The following is a 12,471-nucleotide window of genomic DNA, read 5'->3' as shown; positions in this document are numbered from 1 at the left end:
CATGGAGGAAGCGGCGGTAAGGAAGCTGCTGGTCGATACCGGGGCGATCCTGGAGGGGCATTTCCTGCTGACCTCGGGGCTGCACAGCCCGCTGTACGTGGAGAAGTTTCAGGTGCTGCAGTGGCCGGAGCATACGGCCAGGCTGTGCGCGGCGCTGGCCGAGCGGTTCAGGGACGCCGGGATACAGGTGGTGGTCGGCCCGGTTACGGGCGGCATCATCCTCGCCCACGAGGTGGGCAAGAACCTCGGGACCCGCGCCATCTTCACCGAGCGGGAAAACGGGAAGATGACGCTCAGACGCGGCTTCGCCATCGCCCCCGGCGAGAAGGTGCTGGTAGTGGAGGATATCGTCACGACCGGCGGCTCGGTGCACGAGGTGCTGGAAGTGGTGAAGGAGCAGGGCGGCGAGGTGGCCGGGGTGGCGCTGCTGGTCGACCGCAGCGGCGGCAAGGCCGACTTCGGGGTGCGGACGGAGGCGCTGCTGAAGCTGGCGGTGCCTACATACCAGCCTGACGCCTGCCCGCTTTGCCAGGCCGGGACGCCGATTACCAAGCGGGGGCGTACCGGTAAGTAACCCAGGGAAGAAGAAAAAGCCTGACACGGGAGTGTCAGGCTTTTTCTTCAGGCGGCCTAGAATGGGCCTTTATCGCCCGCCTGACTGTTTAACGCCAGTCGACGGCGAGGGGGTTGCGGTCGACGAGGCGGTGGTAGCGGTATACGGGGTAGCCGCAGAAGATGGCGCCGGTGATCGCCATGTTTTCGGGAACGGCTAGCAGGTCGTAGATTGCGGGGTAGCCGGCGAAGGCGCACATTTCGAAGAACCCCGACCAGCAGGTGCCAAGGCCGAGGGAGGGCGCGTAGAGCTCGGCGTAGGCGAGGGAGTAGCGGGTGTTTTTTTCGCCGATGGGGAAATTTTTGGGCGCGAGGGCGACGATGAGGTGGGGGGCATTGCGGAAGATGTCGAGGTTGCCCTGCCGGTAGCGCCGGACTACCTGGGCATAAGGTTTGATCCAGGAGACGCCGGCGTTTATCTGTTCTTCCATCCAGTCGAGGGTGGCGTCGCTGAGTTTGCGCAGGAGGGAGCGGTCGCTGACGACGAGGTAGGAAAGGCCCTGGCTGTTGCCGCCGGTGGGGGCGAAGCGGGCGATGTCGAGGAGCTTGAGGAGCGTTTCTTTGGGTACGGCATCGGGTTTGTAGCGGCGGATGGAACGGCGGGAGCGGAGGAAACGGGCGGCGGTGTCGGCGTCGAGGACGGGGAAGTCGCCGAGGGGCGACTGGGCGGCGAGGGGGGCGAGGCTATGGTCTAGGGCGGCGTGGGGACAGGAGGCGACACAGTGGCCGCAGCGGATGCAGGCGTCTTTGCTCAGCAGTTTGGGCCCGGTTTCGTCCATGCCGATTATGCTTATGGGGCATACCTCGGCACAGATGCCGCATTTGACACAGGCGGGGGAGACGGTGAACATATGGACAACACTCTCCTTAGAAGTTTTTATATTTTATGCGATCAAGGCCTATAGTGGACCGGTCGACTATACGGTGAAGGGATTATGAGGGTTGGCCGCCGATCTCGCGGGCGGCGAAGGATATGAAGATGTCGAGCGGCTCCAGGGACTGGGTGGCCTGCATGCGGGTGATGGCGCCCGCCCAAGCGGCGTAGAGGAATTCGGCCATGACGGCGGGGGGGCGGAAGAGGGTGAATTCGTCGGCGGCCTCACCTTCGGCGAGGCAGGCGGCGACGGTCCGTATCCAGCCGTTCATGCCGCGTTGGAGTTCGGCACGGATGGGTTCGCTGAGCAGGGCCATCTCGAGGGCGAGCTTGGCGAGCAGGCAGCCGTGCTGGCACTGTTTTTCGCGGAAGTATTCCTTTTCCTGGGCGAAGAAGGCGAGGAGGCGGTCCCTGACCGGCCGGGCGCTATCGAAGAGGATGGTGAGGTGCCTTTCGGCGTACAGGCGGATGTAGTGGTCGATGATGGCGATGCAGAAGTCTTCCTTGGAGCGGAAGTAGTAATAGAAGGAGCCTTTGGGTACCTGTGCGGCGGCGAGGATTTCCTTGAGGCCGACGGCGTGGTACCCTTTGGCCATGAAGGCTTTGGCGCCTATTTCGATGAGGTGGAGGCGAACGTTTTGTTTATCCATGCTTATATATTAGACCGGTCATCTATAATATGCAAGGGAAAAATTTCATGGCGGGTGGGAGTTTCTGCCTGGGTTTGTGGCTAACCCAAGGCGGGTAGACGGCCGGTCGGCGATAGGTATCCTAAAAAGATAAAACCCGATGCGAATATGCGTCGGGTTTCGTTGTTGCTTATAGCGTTTTGCTCAGCATATAGCCACGGGTTTCGAAGCCGATGGCTTCGTAAAATTTGATGGCGGCGGTGTTGTCGAGGTTGACGGAGAGGTTGAGCTGGGGACAGCCGAGGGCGGCGAGACGCTGGCCGACGGCGGCGATGAGGCGGCGGCCGATGCCCCGGCCCTGGTAGGCGGGCAGGACGGCGAGGTGGTAGAGGTGCCCGCGGCGGCCGTCGTAGGCGCCGATGGCGGTGCCGATGATTTCGCCGCCGGCGCAGGCGACAAGGAAGAGACCGGGATTGCGCTCCAGCGTGCGGCTTATCGAGGCTTTATCATCGCCCGGTCTTATCGCTAGGCCCGCTTGGCGCCAGATCTCGACGGCCCGGTCGTAATCTTCGATATGGAACGGTCTGATGCCGATGTTTCCCATGAGTCCTCCTGACGGTGAAAAGTAGCTATTGCCACTATATTACACCGCGGGGCGGCGATAGGCAAGAAAAAACGACAGGAGCCGGAGCGGCCCCTGTTGCTGCATTTTCTATAAACTGCGGGTATTCATCAATTGTCGGAAGGGAACTGGGTGGCGATCTGCCACCTGACGCCGAAGGGGTCTACGACCATGCCGGACATGGTGCCCCAGAATTGTTTGGCGAAGGGCATCTGGATTTTGCCGCCCGCTGACAGCCCTTCGAAGGCCCGCTGCGCCTCCTCTTCGTCGGCGAATTCCAGGGTGAGGTCGAGACCGTTGCCTCGCTGGACTGGCTCCATGACCGAGTCGGACATGAAGAATACCTGTCCGGCCGCCCGCAGGCGGAGATGGAGGATTTTGTCCTTGAGGCGCTCCCGCGTTGCTGCGTCGGCGTTGGGCATGTCGGCGAATGTTTTGACGAGGAAGATTTCCCCGTTGAGGGCTTTCGCATAGAATTCAGCCTGTTTTTTGGCGTCATCGGAAAAGATGTACGGGTACAGGTTGGCCATCCGTCTACCTCCGTTTGTATAGAGAGTGTCTGACGGCTTTAGCCTGCCCGGATGGGGGCGGCGGTATGCTCAGCGGCCGGAGGGCATTTTCCTTGCGGCGAGTTGCAGCTCCAGGAGGGCGGCGAAGAGGTCGGCGGTTATGTATCGGTATTCGTCCGGGTACCAGTCGTTGGTGAGGGCGGCGAGGCGGTCGGCGGCGAGCAGCAGCTCGCGCAGGGCGGTTTCGTGGGCGGCGACAGGCTGACTGTTCTCAGCGCGCATTGCGCATCACGATGGCGAACAGCAGTCCATAGAACACCACGTACCAATACACCATCAGCCACCATCTCCTTCCGGCTTGTGTAATTATATTATCATTAATTTACAAAAATTACCATATAAGCCGGATGAAAATATGCATTTTTTTCCAGGGGAAAAGTGGACAAAAAAGCCCCTTTGCTGCGGCAGAGGGGCTGGGGGTGGCTCTGTATGGCGCTGACGGTTACTTGTTTTCGAGGCTGCGCCACAGGTACCAGCTGGCTATTGACCGCCACGGGCGCCAGGGGAGGGCGATGCTTTCCATGAGCCTGGCGCCGGGCATTGCGTCGAGGCCGTAGGAGAGGAGGAAGGCTTTGCGGACGCCGTAGTCGCCGACAGGCAGGATGTCGGGACGGTTGAGGGCAAAGATGAGGAACATGTGGGCGGTCCAGACGCCGATCCCTTTGACGGCTGTGAGCTGGGCGATTATTTCTGCGTCGGTCATGGCGGGAAAGGCGGCGGGGGTGATGACGCCGCGGTGGAAGCAGGCGGCGAGGTCGTGCATGTATTCGGCTTTTTTGCCGGATAGGCCGAGTTCGCGAAGTTTTTCCGGCGCTGTGGCGAGGAGGGCGTCGGGGGTGGGGGAGCCGCCGCAGTGGGCGGCGAAGCGGGCGTAGATGGCGTCGGAGGCTTTGACGGCGAGCTGCTGGGAGACGATGGATTCGCAGAGGACGGCGAAGTAGTCGGCCTGAGGCTTGAGGGTACAGTGCCCGTAGGCGTCGATGATGCGGGCGAGGACGGGGTCGCAGGCGGCCAGGTGTGCCTCTGCGCCGTGCCAGCGGGTGTGGTTGGTCATGGGAGACCTCCATTTGCAGTAATACAGCTTTATAGTACACTATCCGGCGAGGGGGGGCAATCGGTATCAGGCCGATAACGCCGCGGGGCTGAAAAAGCCGGGAGGGCGACCATTTGGCGGCGGCTTGAATAATAATATAACAGGAGGTGACGTAATGAGTTGGCTGATCAATTGGATGACCCACGTAATCGCTGTGCTCAGCGGGAAAGTGGAGTGGCTGAAAAAATTGGACGCCGATATGAAGTCGGCGGTGTCCAGCTTTGTGCTTCGTGTTGCCGGATGGTCGTTTCTGGCTGGCGCCGTTACTCTTGAAATCGTTCGTTATGCACTAACCGGCGGCCTGTGAGGGGGATTGGAATTATGGCGTTTATCGCCCGGGAATGGAAGTTCCTGCTCATCGTTTCCATCCTGATCGCGGCGCTCGGGACCGGCTGGCATGAGTGGCGTCTATGGCGGGATGGCCGGGGGATAACCGCAGCAGGGCCGCAGCTTAACGTCAGTACCGACGGCAAGCCATCGCAACCGGGCGAGCCGCAGGTGGTTTTTGTCCAGGGACAAGGCACTCATACGCGTGAGATTGTTTATGTGCCGAAAGAAAGCGATCCGGCTACCGGTGAAAAAGAGAAAACCGATGTGCAGTTTGACCGGCGGCAGGGCAAGATTTTCGTTAAGGTCAACGGCAAGGACTATGAAATTCCTGCGGAGGTCCAGGAAAGCACTAAGTTTGAAAAGGGCAAACTGGTCATTACGGAAGAGACTCAAATGAGGGTCAATATAACTGCCCCAAAACCGCGGTTTAATCTTGGGCTGGGGATGTCGGTCCATGGGCCGGCGGCGATTGTCAGTGGGCCGCTCAAGGGGAGTATGTCCTGGTGGTTATACGGCGACCGCAAAACTATTGCCGGCGGAATCCAGATTCCGATTATGCGCTGAACGGAGGAGGCAGGCCCGCCTTTTGGGGAGGCGCAAATTATTGTAAACAACGCATTGAGCGAGCATGGGGACGGATGAGGAGGATAATCGGCCGTAAAGAGGCGAACTCCTGCTTGAAAAGTAGCGGAAAGCATGGTAATATAATATCTCGCAAGGCCCCGTGGTGTAGTGGTCTAACATGCCGCCCTGTCACGGCGGAGATCGACGGTTCAAATCCGTTCGGGGTCGCCATTTGCGGAAGTAGCTCAGTGGTAGAGCATCGCCTTGCCAAGGCGAGGGTCGCGAGTTCGAATCTCGTTTTCCGCTCCATTCATAGGGGTATAGCTCAATTGGTAGAGTAGCGGTCTCCAAAACCGTTGGTTGAGGGTTCAAGTCCTTCTGCCCCTGCCATAATCAGACACGCGGAAAAGCTTCCTGTTAATACAGGGAGCTTTTTCGCGTTCAGGTTTATTTGACAGGGGAGGGAATATTAGCATTATCTATTGTAAATATATGTAAATTATGATACAATTTGGAAAAAGGCCGCAAAGGATTGGGGCGTTATGCTTGATTATTTATATGATGAGCTGTTGAGGTGGTGGACAGGCTTGCCCGGGATCGAGACGGGCGAGGCGCTGCTCTACGCGATTGTGGCCGCGGCGCTTGTGGCAGGCGGGTATGCCTGGCTGGTTTCGCGGCGCAGGCTTGGCCGTGACGGACAGATGAGTGTTGCGGCTTTCCGTTATTTCCGCTTGCGCGAACATGGGCGGGGGCGCTGAAGACAAGGAGGGTCGATGTGACGGATTCGGAGTTTTTCCGCGTATTTTCGATCGGCCTGGGAACAGGTTTTGTTCTTGGGGTTGTCGTGGCGGGTTACGTTGCCTTGGGTTTCCGGGAAAGGCGGGGCGAGGAGGTTGCCGCGCCGCGGCTCAGGGGGACGGATAACACGATAAGGCGCCTTTATGGCGCCTGGCGCAGAAAGCGCCGGTTGACTTAGCAGGACCGCCAGGGCCTGCTAAGTTTTTTGGCGGGCGGCCGGGAGGCCGGCGCGCGGGGCTGCACAGGGGATACAATGGTTGAGGCTGCCGACTTTGCCGGCAGCCTTTATTACGCTCCGTATAATTTGTAGCATACTTTGCAGACGGGCGGCGCTTCGGGGATGGGACGGTCGAGGCCGTAGTCGGCCCGCCGCTCGAAGCAGTCGAAGATTTCCTGGGCCTGTTGACCGGCGAGGATCTCGGGCAGCGGGGTTGCTGCGGCGTTGCCGAGCACGACCGGGCTGTACCTGCATGGCTGCCCCCGGAACCAGATGTTTGCGACGAGGTCCGGCGGCAGAGCCATTTGGTGGCACGGGACGACTGTGCCGTCCGCTTTGACGAACAGCGTGGTATGGAGCGGGTTGGCTTCGCAGACCAGTATTTCGCCGCCGAGCTTGGGGGGCTCGGCGCGGAAGAAGATTCCGGCGGCTGCGGCCTGACGTGCGGCGGCGGCTACGTGGCCGGTGTCTTCGTGGCGGGAGTTGAGGAATACCGCGTCGTTTTCCAGCGCGAGGGCGGGGATGCAGTCCAGGTGGTTGGCGGTAAACTGGTTGGCGCCCAGGGAGGCGGCCAGACTGACGGCTGCGGGTAGCTCGGCGAGGTTGCCGCGGATCATGGTGTAGGATACGCCGATCGCCGGCCTGCTGAGGCCTTTGGCCGCCTTGCGGGCGGCGAGGGCGGCGATGCGGCCGGTCAGGGCCGCGAAGTCGGCTCCCGCGCGGTAATGCTCGTGGGTGGCGGCCGTCGCTCCGGCGAGGGTGAAGCAGACGAGATCGATGTCAAGCTCGCAGGCCAGTTCGATCTCGTGCGGGCCGAAGAGCAGGGCGTTGGTGATGAAGCCGACCTTGCGGCCGGCTTTTTTGGCCAATGTCGCCATGTCCCAGAAGCGGGGGTTGGTGAGCGGTTCGCCCCAGCCCTGGAGGAATATCATCTCGAAGGCGGCGAAGTGGGGCGCGAGGCGGCGCTCATATAGCTCCCACGGCATGACGGCGCTTTGCCAGCCGGCGGCCATAACGGTGCGCGGACAATAGCGGCATGACAGCTGGCAGGCGGTCGAGACTTCGACTTGTAAGCCTGTGATCCGGCGGCGTTTCGGCTGCGCCGCGTTCCCGAACCAGTCGCGGACCGATTTCAGCATTGTTTGTTCTCCTTGGGGACACTGTCAGGGGTTGGCGAAACGGGCGACGATGGTCTGGCGGAGGTCGTTCACGATTCTCCTTGACCTTTACTTTTGGAGCAGCGCTGGGTATAATATCTAATATAGATTATATTGTCAATAGTTTAAAAAATCAACAGTATGTTTTTACAACTGAGGTGCGGGTGTTATGGATGAGAAGGTTGTCGCTCTGCGCGCAGCGGTGAAGGATTTTATCCGTTCGGTGGGGCTGCTGGAGGGGAAGAAGTCGTTCTGCGCCGATTGTTCGTATGCCCAGTGCCACGCGATCACCGAGGTGGGCGCCGCGCCGGGAATTTCCCTCGGCGAGCTGGCCGGCAGGGTGATGATGGATAAGAGCGCTCTTAGCCGGGTGGTCGATGAGCTTGTTCGCATGGGTTATATTAGGCGGGAACAGGACCCGGCCGACCGGCGGTATGTGAAGCTGGCGCTGACCGCGGCCGGGGAAGGGCTGCGCGACGAGATAAACGAGCGGTCGGGCCGTGTTTTCGCGGGTGTGCTGGTGGCGATTCCGGAGGCTAAGCGCGGGGTGGCTGTCGAAGGAATAGAGCTGTTGGCGGCGGCGTTCAGGCGCACGCTGCCGGCGAGGAAGTAGGCGGGAGACGGTGGCGGCCCCAAGAGGGGCTTTTACAGCGGCGGGAAAACAGGTAGAATATAGGTGGTAAGTCTGGCTGGCGGGAGAGGCTTTTATGGATGATATCGATCTTAAGATTGTGGAGATGCTGCAGAATAATGCCCGTATTTCCAACGCCGAGATTGCCCGCAGGGTGAATATGGCGCCGTCGGCGGTCCTGGAGAGGATTAAGAAGCTGGAGGAACGCCGGGTGATCCGGGAGTATGGTACGCGACTCGACCCGGCAGCCGTCGGGCTGGGTCTGCTGGCGTTCGTGGCGGTGAAGGCCGACTACTGCGAGGGCAGCGATACCGGCCAGCTGCTGGCCGCCGTCCCAGGGGTGCTGGAGGTGCACAATGTGGCCGGCGACGACTGCTTTCTGGTGAAGGTGCGGACGCGGGACACTGAGCACCTTGGGCGGCTGCTGAGCGAGCAGTTCCGCAATATTCCCGCGATCCGTTCGACGAAGACGACGATCGTGCTGGCGACGGTGAAGGAGACGAACAGCCTGCCGCTGCCGGAATGAGGGGTGGTCAGGCGGTTTTTTGCAGCAGGCCCACAGGGGCCTGTTGTTATTTTGTTTCTAAATGTTGGCTAAAAACAGAATTTTATTCTTTACTGACGCGATTGAACAGAATATAATGCTTATAAAAGAGGGGAAACGAGGAACTGTCATGGGGAAATTCCCGGTTGAGAGGAAGGCGGCCATGCTTGCGGCCGCTTTATTTTCGGTGTATGTCTGCTGGGGTGGCACGTATCTGGCGATCAGGTTCGCGGTGGAGACTATGCCGCCGTTTCTGATGGCGGGGATGCGGTTCGTGCTGGCGGGGGCGTTTATGTACGCGCTGTCCCGCCGGCGGGGCGCGCCCGCCCCGGCGGGCGGCGACTGGCTGCGGGCCGCCGGGGTGGGGATGCTGCTGCTGGCCGGGGGCAACGGGGGCGTGGTATGGGCGGCGAAGATGGTGCCGTCGAGCCTGACTGCCCTGCTTGTGGCGACGTCGCCGTTGTGGATGGTGACGCTTAACTGGCTGTGGCTGAAGGATACCCGGCCGGGACTGACGACGTGGGCCGGCGTGGCGCTGGGCCTGGTGGGCATCGGCCTGCTGGCCGGCGGGGAGAGTGTTGTTATGGGGGCGAGCCCGGTGAGCCCGTTTTGGGCCTTGGTGCTGACGGGGGCGTCGTTCTTGTGGGCGCTGGGTTCGATTGCGTCGCGTAAGGTGAATTTGCCAGGGTCGGCGGTGATGTCGACGGGGATGCAGATGCTGGGCGGCGGCGCGACGCTGCTGCTGATGGGCGCGGCCGCGGGCGAATGGGGCCAGCTGACGGTGGCGGCGGTGTCGCTGAAGTCGTTCCTGGGGTTCGTTTATCTGGTGGTGTTCGGGTCGCTGGTGGGCTTCAGCGCGTATGTGTGGCTGCTGCAGAATGCTTCGCCGGTGCTGGCGTCTACGTATGCGTACGTGAACCCGGTGGTGGCGATGCTGCTCGGCGTGGTGCTGGGCGGCGAGGCTTTGGGCGGGCGGACGGTGGTGTCGGCGGCGGTGATCGTGTTTGCGGTTATTCTCCTGACCGCGAGCCAGGTGCGCAGGACTTCAGCGATGGAGTCCGCCTTATCGCGCAAGAAGACTTGCCCCAGCCGGGGGGAGTGACGATAATATGGTTTAGGGTATATAAAAAGGCTGCCGGAAGGCAGCTTTTTGCATATGCGGTGTTTCTATGCGTTTTGCCGGTCGGGGAGGAGTTCGCTGGCGAGGGTGCCGGCGAGGATGAGGACGCAGCCGAGGATTTGCTGCCCGGAGAGGGTTTCACCGAGGAGGTGGATGCCGGCAAGGGCGGCAAAGACGGGTTCGAGGGCGAAGATGATGGCGGTGCGGCTGGGGGTGGTGAACTGCTGGGCGGTGGTCTGGACGAGGAAGGCGAGGGCAGTGGCGGGGATGGCGGTGATGGCGAGGGCGAGCCAGACGTCGCTTGTCAGTCGGGCGGGCAGTGTTTCGACGCTCGCTGCGACGACGCCGCTTAAGAGGGCGGTGACGCCGATCTGGAGGGTGGCGAGGATTTTGGCGTCGAAGCGGGGGGCGAAACGGCCGATGGCGAGGATGTGGAGGGCGAAGGCGACGGCGCAGAAGAAGACGAGGGTGTCGCCGTAGCTGACGGTGATACCGTTTTCGAGGGTGAGGAGGGCAAGGCCGACGACGGCGAGGCCGGCGCCGGCGACGACCGGAAGGCCGGGGAGGCGACGGCTGGCGACGGCGGCGAAGCAGGGCACGAGCGCAACGGCAAGGCCGGTGATGAAGCCGGCGTTGGCGGCGGAGGTGTATTTAAGGCCGGCGGTCTGGAAGGCGTAGCCGGCGAAGAGGAAGACGCCGATTATGAGCGAGGCCCTGACTTCGGGCCAGCCGGCGGCGGCCAGGCGGCGACGGAAGAGGAGGGCGAGGAAGAGGAAGGCGATGGCGAAGCGGATGGTGAGGAAGGTGAAGACGCCGATTGCGGCGAGGGCGTTTTTTACGGCGACGAAGGTGACGCCCCAGACGAAGACGACGGCGATGAGGGAGAGGTCGGCGAGAACGCGCCGCCAGGGGGTGTGGGCGGAGAGCGGGGTGTTGTCCAAGGCGATCCCTCCCGGGGGGAATTATCCAAACGCATTCATTATACCTTATTTTCGCGGGGGCGGGAATGTTCGCCGGGAAATGGGCCGCCGGCCTTGCCTATTTGTGGCAGGCGAGTTATAATTAATTGAGCATATGCCCAAATGGGAGGGGTCGGGGTGGCGAGGCGAAAATGTTGCGGGATCGTGGACGAGGAGCCTTTCTGCCGGCGCTTTCTGCCTGAGGGCGAGGCTGCGGCGGGGGTGACGCGGGTTTCCATGGAGGAGTTCGAGGCCATTCGCCTGAAGGATCTGGCGGGGCTCGACCAGAGCGGCTGCGCCGCCGCGATGGGGCTTTCCCGGCCGACCTTCCAGCGGATATTGCGTTCCGCCAGGTTCAAGGTGGCGACCGCGTTGGTCGCCGGACAGCAGATTATTTTTGAAGGAGGAAGTTATACAATGAAGAACAGGGTATTCGAGTGCGTTGACTGCGGACAGCGTTGGGAGGAGCCGCCGTGCACGGCCGGCGGCCGTCACGGGTACGAGATTGCGTGCCCCAAATGCGGCGGGATGAAGAAGATGAAGGTGGCCGAGGACGGCACTACGACGGCGTGCGGCGGCGGGCACCACGGGCATGGGCACGCTCATGGCCAAGGCCACGGATGCTGCGGAGGGCGCTAAGATGCTGGAGTTCGAGCGCACGGTGACTGCGCCGGGCGGCGACGCGGCGGTGAGTGTTTTCGCCGATACGGAGAAGGGCCATGTGGTTTATCTGTCGCACACCGGGACGATGGTGGTGGTGGATAATGCCAAGGTCAAAGACGGCAGAACTAGGGCGGCCGGCTTTACGGTCGCCAGCAGCGGCTGCGGCAGCTGCGACGGCTGTTAGGAGGGATTGGGATGAGGATAACGGTTGTCGTCGACAACTGTATCATGCCCAAGTCGAAGAAGCCTTTCCGGGCGGAGCACGGTTTGTCGCTGCTTGTAGAGACGGAGGGCGGACGGTTCCTTTTCGACGCCGGGCAGAGCGAGGTTGCGACGTTTAATCTTGCCCTATTGGGCGTCCGCCCCGCCGATCTGGACGCGATCATTCTCAGCCACGGCCATTACGACCACACGGGCGGCCTGGCGGCCATGCTTGTTCAGGCCGGGAAGAGGCTGCCGGTATACTGCCACTCCGAGGCTTTCGCCAACCGTTATTCGGTGGCCGGTGGGGTTACCCGCTTCGCAGGCATGCCGCACGCTAAGGAACAGCTTGTTTCGCTCGGGGCGGATTTCCGTCCGGTGGTGGAACCGACCGAGCTGGCGCCGGGGCTGACGATAAGCGGCTCTGTCCCGCGGGAAACGGGGTATGAGACCGGCGACCCGTTCCTGAAGGCCGCGGGAGCGGACGGCTGCTGCGGCGGCGAACACGATATTGTGCCGGACGATATGGCCATCTTCCACGCCGGCGACAAGGGGCTGACGGTGATAAGCGGCTGCGCCCACGCAGGGATCGTGAATGTCATCAGGCACGGTCTGGCGGTGACGGGCTGCGGCCGGCTGCACGCCATCGTCGGCGGCACTCACCTGGGGCCGGTGGAGAAGGGCCAGCAGGAAGCAACGCTGGCGGAGCTGGAGCGGCTGGAGCCTTCGCTGGTGGCCGCGAATCACTGCACCGGTTTTTATATGCTGGCCAGGCTGTATGGGATTTTCGGCGCGAAGTTCGTGCCGGCGTTCGTGGGTACGGTGATCGAAGTATAGAAGGATAAACGACAAAACACGCATTTTGCAATGCGTGTTTTTTGTAATGTT

Annotated in this window: 18 protein-coding genes and 3 tRNA genes; 13 read left to right on the top strand and 8 right to left on the bottom strand. The window is 61.6% G+C overall.

Annotated features, from left to right (window positions below; genetic code table 11):
- Nucleotide 1: 1 nt before the first annotated feature.
- Nucleotides 2-574 (top strand): orotate phosphoribosyltransferase, encoded by a 573-nt coding sequence (gene pyrE / locus RIN56_13875; protein MDR7867890.1) that lies wholly within the window; start codon nucleotides 2-4, stop codon nucleotides 572-574.
- 88 nt (nucleotides 575-662) lie between these two features.
- Here the strand turns inward: pyrE and RIN56_13870 are convergent, their stop codons facing one another.
- The 6 genes from RIN56_13870 to RIN56_13845 all read right to left on the bottom strand — a co-directional run bounded on the left by RIN56_13870 (nucleotide 663) and on the right by RIN56_13845 (nucleotide 4,360).
- Nucleotides 663-1,463 (bottom strand): nitroreductase family protein, encoded by an 801-nt coding sequence (locus RIN56_13870; GenBank protein ID MDR7867889.1) that lies wholly within the window; start codon nucleotides 1,461-1,463, stop codon nucleotides 663-665.
- Nucleotides 1,464-1,545: 82 nt separating this feature from the next.
- Nucleotides 1,546-2,136, bottom strand: a complete 591-nt coding sequence (locus tag RIN56_13865) for a TetR family transcriptional regulator C-terminal domain-containing protein (GenBank protein MDR7867888.1) — start codon at nucleotides 2,134-2,136, stop codon at nucleotides 1,546-1,548.
- 169 nt (nucleotides 2,137-2,305) lie between these two features.
- Nucleotides 2,306-2,719, bottom strand: coding sequence for a GNAT family N-acetyltransferase (locus RIN56_13860; GenBank protein MDR7867887.1), 414 nt, complete (start codon nucleotides 2,717-2,719; stop codon nucleotides 2,306-2,308).
- Nucleotides 2,720-2,847: 128 nt separating this feature from the next.
- Nucleotides 2,848-3,267, bottom strand: a complete 420-nt coding sequence (locus RIN56_13855; GenBank protein MDR7867886.1) for a VOC family protein — start codon at nucleotides 3,265-3,267, stop codon at nucleotides 2,848-2,850.
- A gap of 69 nt (nucleotides 3,268-3,336) precedes the next feature.
- A complete protein-coding gene (locus tag RIN56_13850; protein MDR7867885.1) occupies nucleotides 3,337-3,528 on the bottom strand; it encodes a hypothetical protein in 192 nt (63 codons plus the stop codon).
- A gap of 220 nt (nucleotides 3,529-3,748) precedes the next feature.
- Entirely contained in the window at nucleotides 3,749-4,360 is a 612-nt protein-coding gene (locus RIN56_13845; GenBank protein MDR7867884.1) for a DNA-3-methyladenine glycosylase, read from the bottom strand.
- A gap of 154 nt (nucleotides 4,361-4,514) precedes the next feature.
- Here RIN56_13845 and RIN56_13840 point away from each other — a divergent pair, with 154 nt between their 5' ends.
- From RIN56_13840 to RIN56_13815, 6 genes are all read left to right on the top strand, one after another.
- The gene (locus RIN56_13840; GenBank protein ID MDR7867883.1) at nucleotides 4,515-4,706 is read left to right on the top strand and encodes a hypothetical protein; all 192 of its coding nucleotides are present in this window, start codon (nucleotides 4,515-4,517) and stop codon (nucleotides 4,704-4,706) included.
- A gap of 14 nt (nucleotides 4,707-4,720) precedes the next feature.
- Entirely contained in the window at nucleotides 4,721-5,293 is a 573-nt protein-coding gene (locus RIN56_13835; protein ID MDR7867882.1) for a hypothetical protein, read from the top strand.
- Nucleotides 5,294-5,447: 154 nt separating this feature from the next.
- Nucleotides 5,448-5,524: transfer RNA gene (locus tag RIN56_13830), tRNA-Asp, on the top strand.
- A 3-nt stretch (nucleotides 5,525-5,527) separates the two neighbouring features.
- Nucleotides 5,528-5,602: transfer RNA gene (locus RIN56_13825), tRNA-Gly, on the top strand.
- A gap of 5 nt (nucleotides 5,603-5,607) precedes the next feature.
- Nucleotides 5,608-5,683, top strand: a tRNA-Trp gene (locus RIN56_13820).
- Between the two features lie 152 nt (nucleotides 5,684-5,835).
- Nucleotides 5,836-6,051 (top strand): hypothetical protein, encoded by a 216-nt coding sequence (locus tag RIN56_13815; GenBank protein ID MDR7867881.1) that lies wholly within the window; start codon nucleotides 5,836-5,838, stop codon nucleotides 6,049-6,051.
- Between the two features lie 328 nt (nucleotides 6,052-6,379).
- On the opposite strand, the gene RIN56_13810 is transcribed toward RIN56_13815, so the two are convergent.
- The gene (locus RIN56_13810; GenBank protein MDR7867880.1) at nucleotides 6,380-7,447 is read right to left on the bottom strand and encodes a radical SAM protein; all 1,068 of its coding nucleotides are present in this window, start codon (nucleotides 7,445-7,447) and stop codon (nucleotides 6,380-6,382) included.
- Between the two features lie 187 nt (nucleotides 7,448-7,634).
- On the opposite strand from RIN56_13810, the gene RIN56_13805 reads away from it, so the two are divergent.
- The 3 genes from RIN56_13805 (at nucleotide 7,635) to RIN56_13795 (ending at nucleotide 9,742) form a co-directional block, all read left to right on the top strand.
- A complete protein-coding gene (locus RIN56_13805; GenBank protein MDR7867879.1) occupies nucleotides 7,635-8,078 on the top strand; it encodes a MarR family transcriptional regulator in 444 nt (147 codons plus the stop codon).
- 94 nt (nucleotides 8,079-8,172) lie between these two features.
- A complete protein-coding gene (locus tag RIN56_13800; GenBank protein ID MDR7867878.1) occupies nucleotides 8,173-8,622 on the top strand; it encodes an Lrp/AsnC family transcriptional regulator in 450 nt (149 codons plus the stop codon).
- Nucleotides 8,623-8,770: 148 nt separating this feature from the next.
- The gene (locus RIN56_13795) at nucleotides 8,771-9,742 is read left to right on the top strand and encodes an EamA family transporter (GenBank protein ID MDR7867877.1); all 972 of its coding nucleotides are present in this window, start codon (nucleotides 8,771-8,773) and stop codon (nucleotides 9,740-9,742) included.
- Nucleotides 9,743-9,807: 65 nt separating this feature from the next.
- Here the strand turns inward: RIN56_13795 and RIN56_13790 are convergent, their stop codons facing one another.
- Entirely contained in the window at nucleotides 9,808-10,701 is an 894-nt protein-coding gene (locus tag RIN56_13790) for a DMT family transporter (protein MDR7867876.1), read from the bottom strand.
- A 141-nt stretch (nucleotides 10,702-10,842) separates the two neighbouring features.
- Between RIN56_13790 and RIN56_13785 the strand changes: the two genes are divergently transcribed.
- From RIN56_13785 to RIN56_13775, 3 genes are read left to right on the top strand one after another with little or no spacing between them, the layout of a single operon-like run.
- The gene (locus tag RIN56_13785; protein ID MDR7867875.1) at nucleotides 10,843-11,358 is read left to right on the top strand and encodes a DUF134 domain-containing protein; all 516 of its coding nucleotides are present in this window, start codon (nucleotides 10,843-10,845) and stop codon (nucleotides 11,356-11,358) included.
- Nucleotide 11,359: 1 nt separating this feature from the next.
- A complete protein-coding gene (locus RIN56_13780) occupies nucleotides 11,360-11,566 on the top strand; it encodes a hypothetical protein (GenBank protein MDR7867874.1) in 207 nt (68 codons plus the stop codon).
- Between the two features lie 11 nt (nucleotides 11,567-11,577).
- Nucleotides 11,578-12,420, top strand: coding sequence for an MBL fold metallo-hydrolase (locus RIN56_13775; protein MDR7867873.1), 843 nt, complete (start codon nucleotides 11,578-11,580; stop codon nucleotides 12,418-12,420).
- Nucleotides 12,421-12,471 lie beyond the last annotated feature (51 nt).

The sequence above is a fragment of the Sporomusaceae bacterium genome (genome assembly GCA_031460455.1).
Classification (GTDB): domain Bacteria; phylum Bacillota; class Negativicutes; order Sporomusales; family UBA7701; genus Anaeroselena.
The sequence above is the reverse complement of the archived record's forward strand: the minus strand, read 5'-3'. Positions and strand labels throughout refer to the sequence as shown.

Coding starts and splice junctions, on each gene's coding strand:
- pyrE (MDR7867890.1), top strand. CDS start 2: ATGGAGGAAGCGGCGGTAAGGAAGCTGCTGGTCGATACCGGGGCGATC.
- RIN56_13870 (MDR7867889.1), bottom strand. CDS start 1,463: ATGTTCACCGTCTCCCCCGCCTGTGTCAAATGCGGCATCTGTGCCGAG.
- RIN56_13865 (MDR7867888.1), bottom strand. CDS start 2,136: ATGGATAAACAAAACGTTCGCCTCCACCTCATCGAAATAGGCGCCAAA.
- RIN56_13860 (MDR7867887.1), bottom strand. CDS start 2,719: ATGGGAAACATCGGCATCAGACCGTTCCATATCGAAGATTACGACCGG.
- RIN56_13855 (MDR7867886.1), bottom strand. CDS start 3,267: ATGGCCAACCTGTACCCGTACATCTTTTCCGATGACGCCAAAAAACAG.
- RIN56_13850 (MDR7867885.1), bottom strand. CDS start 3,528: ATGCGCGCTGAGAACAGTCAGCCTGTCGCCGCCCACGAAACCGCCCTG.
- RIN56_13845 (MDR7867884.1), bottom strand. CDS start 4,360: ATGACCAACCACACCCGCTGGCACGGCGCAGAGGCACACCTGGCCGCC.
- RIN56_13840 (MDR7867883.1), top strand. CDS start 4,515: ATGAGTTGGCTGATCAATTGGATGACCCACGTAATCGCTGTGCTCAGC.
- RIN56_13835 (MDR7867882.1), top strand. CDS start 4,721: ATGGCGTTTATCGCCCGGGAATGGAAGTTCCTGCTCATCGTTTCCATC.
- RIN56_13815 (MDR7867881.1), top strand. CDS start 5,836: ATGCTTGATTATTTATATGATGAGCTGTTGAGGTGGTGGACAGGCTTG.
- RIN56_13810 (MDR7867880.1), bottom strand. CDS start 7,447: ATGCTGAAATCGGTCCGCGACTGGTTCGGGAACGCGGCGCAGCCGAAA.
- RIN56_13805 (MDR7867879.1), top strand. CDS start 7,635: ATGGATGAGAAGGTTGTCGCTCTGCGCGCAGCGGTGAAGGATTTTATC.
- RIN56_13800 (MDR7867878.1), top strand. CDS start 8,173: ATGGATGATATCGATCTTAAGATTGTGGAGATGCTGCAGAATAATGCC.
- RIN56_13795 (MDR7867877.1), top strand. CDS start 8,771: ATGGGGAAATTCCCGGTTGAGAGGAAGGCGGCCATGCTTGCGGCCGCT.
- RIN56_13785 (MDR7867875.1), top strand. CDS start 10,843: ATGGGAGGGGTCGGGGTGGCGAGGCGAAAATGTTGCGGGATCGTGGAC.
- RIN56_13780 (MDR7867874.1), top strand. CDS start 11,360: ATGCTGGAGTTCGAGCGCACGGTGACTGCGCCGGGCGGCGACGCGGCG.
- RIN56_13775 (MDR7867873.1), top strand. CDS start 11,578: ATGAGGATAACGGTTGTCGTCGACAACTGTATCATGCCCAAGTCGAAG.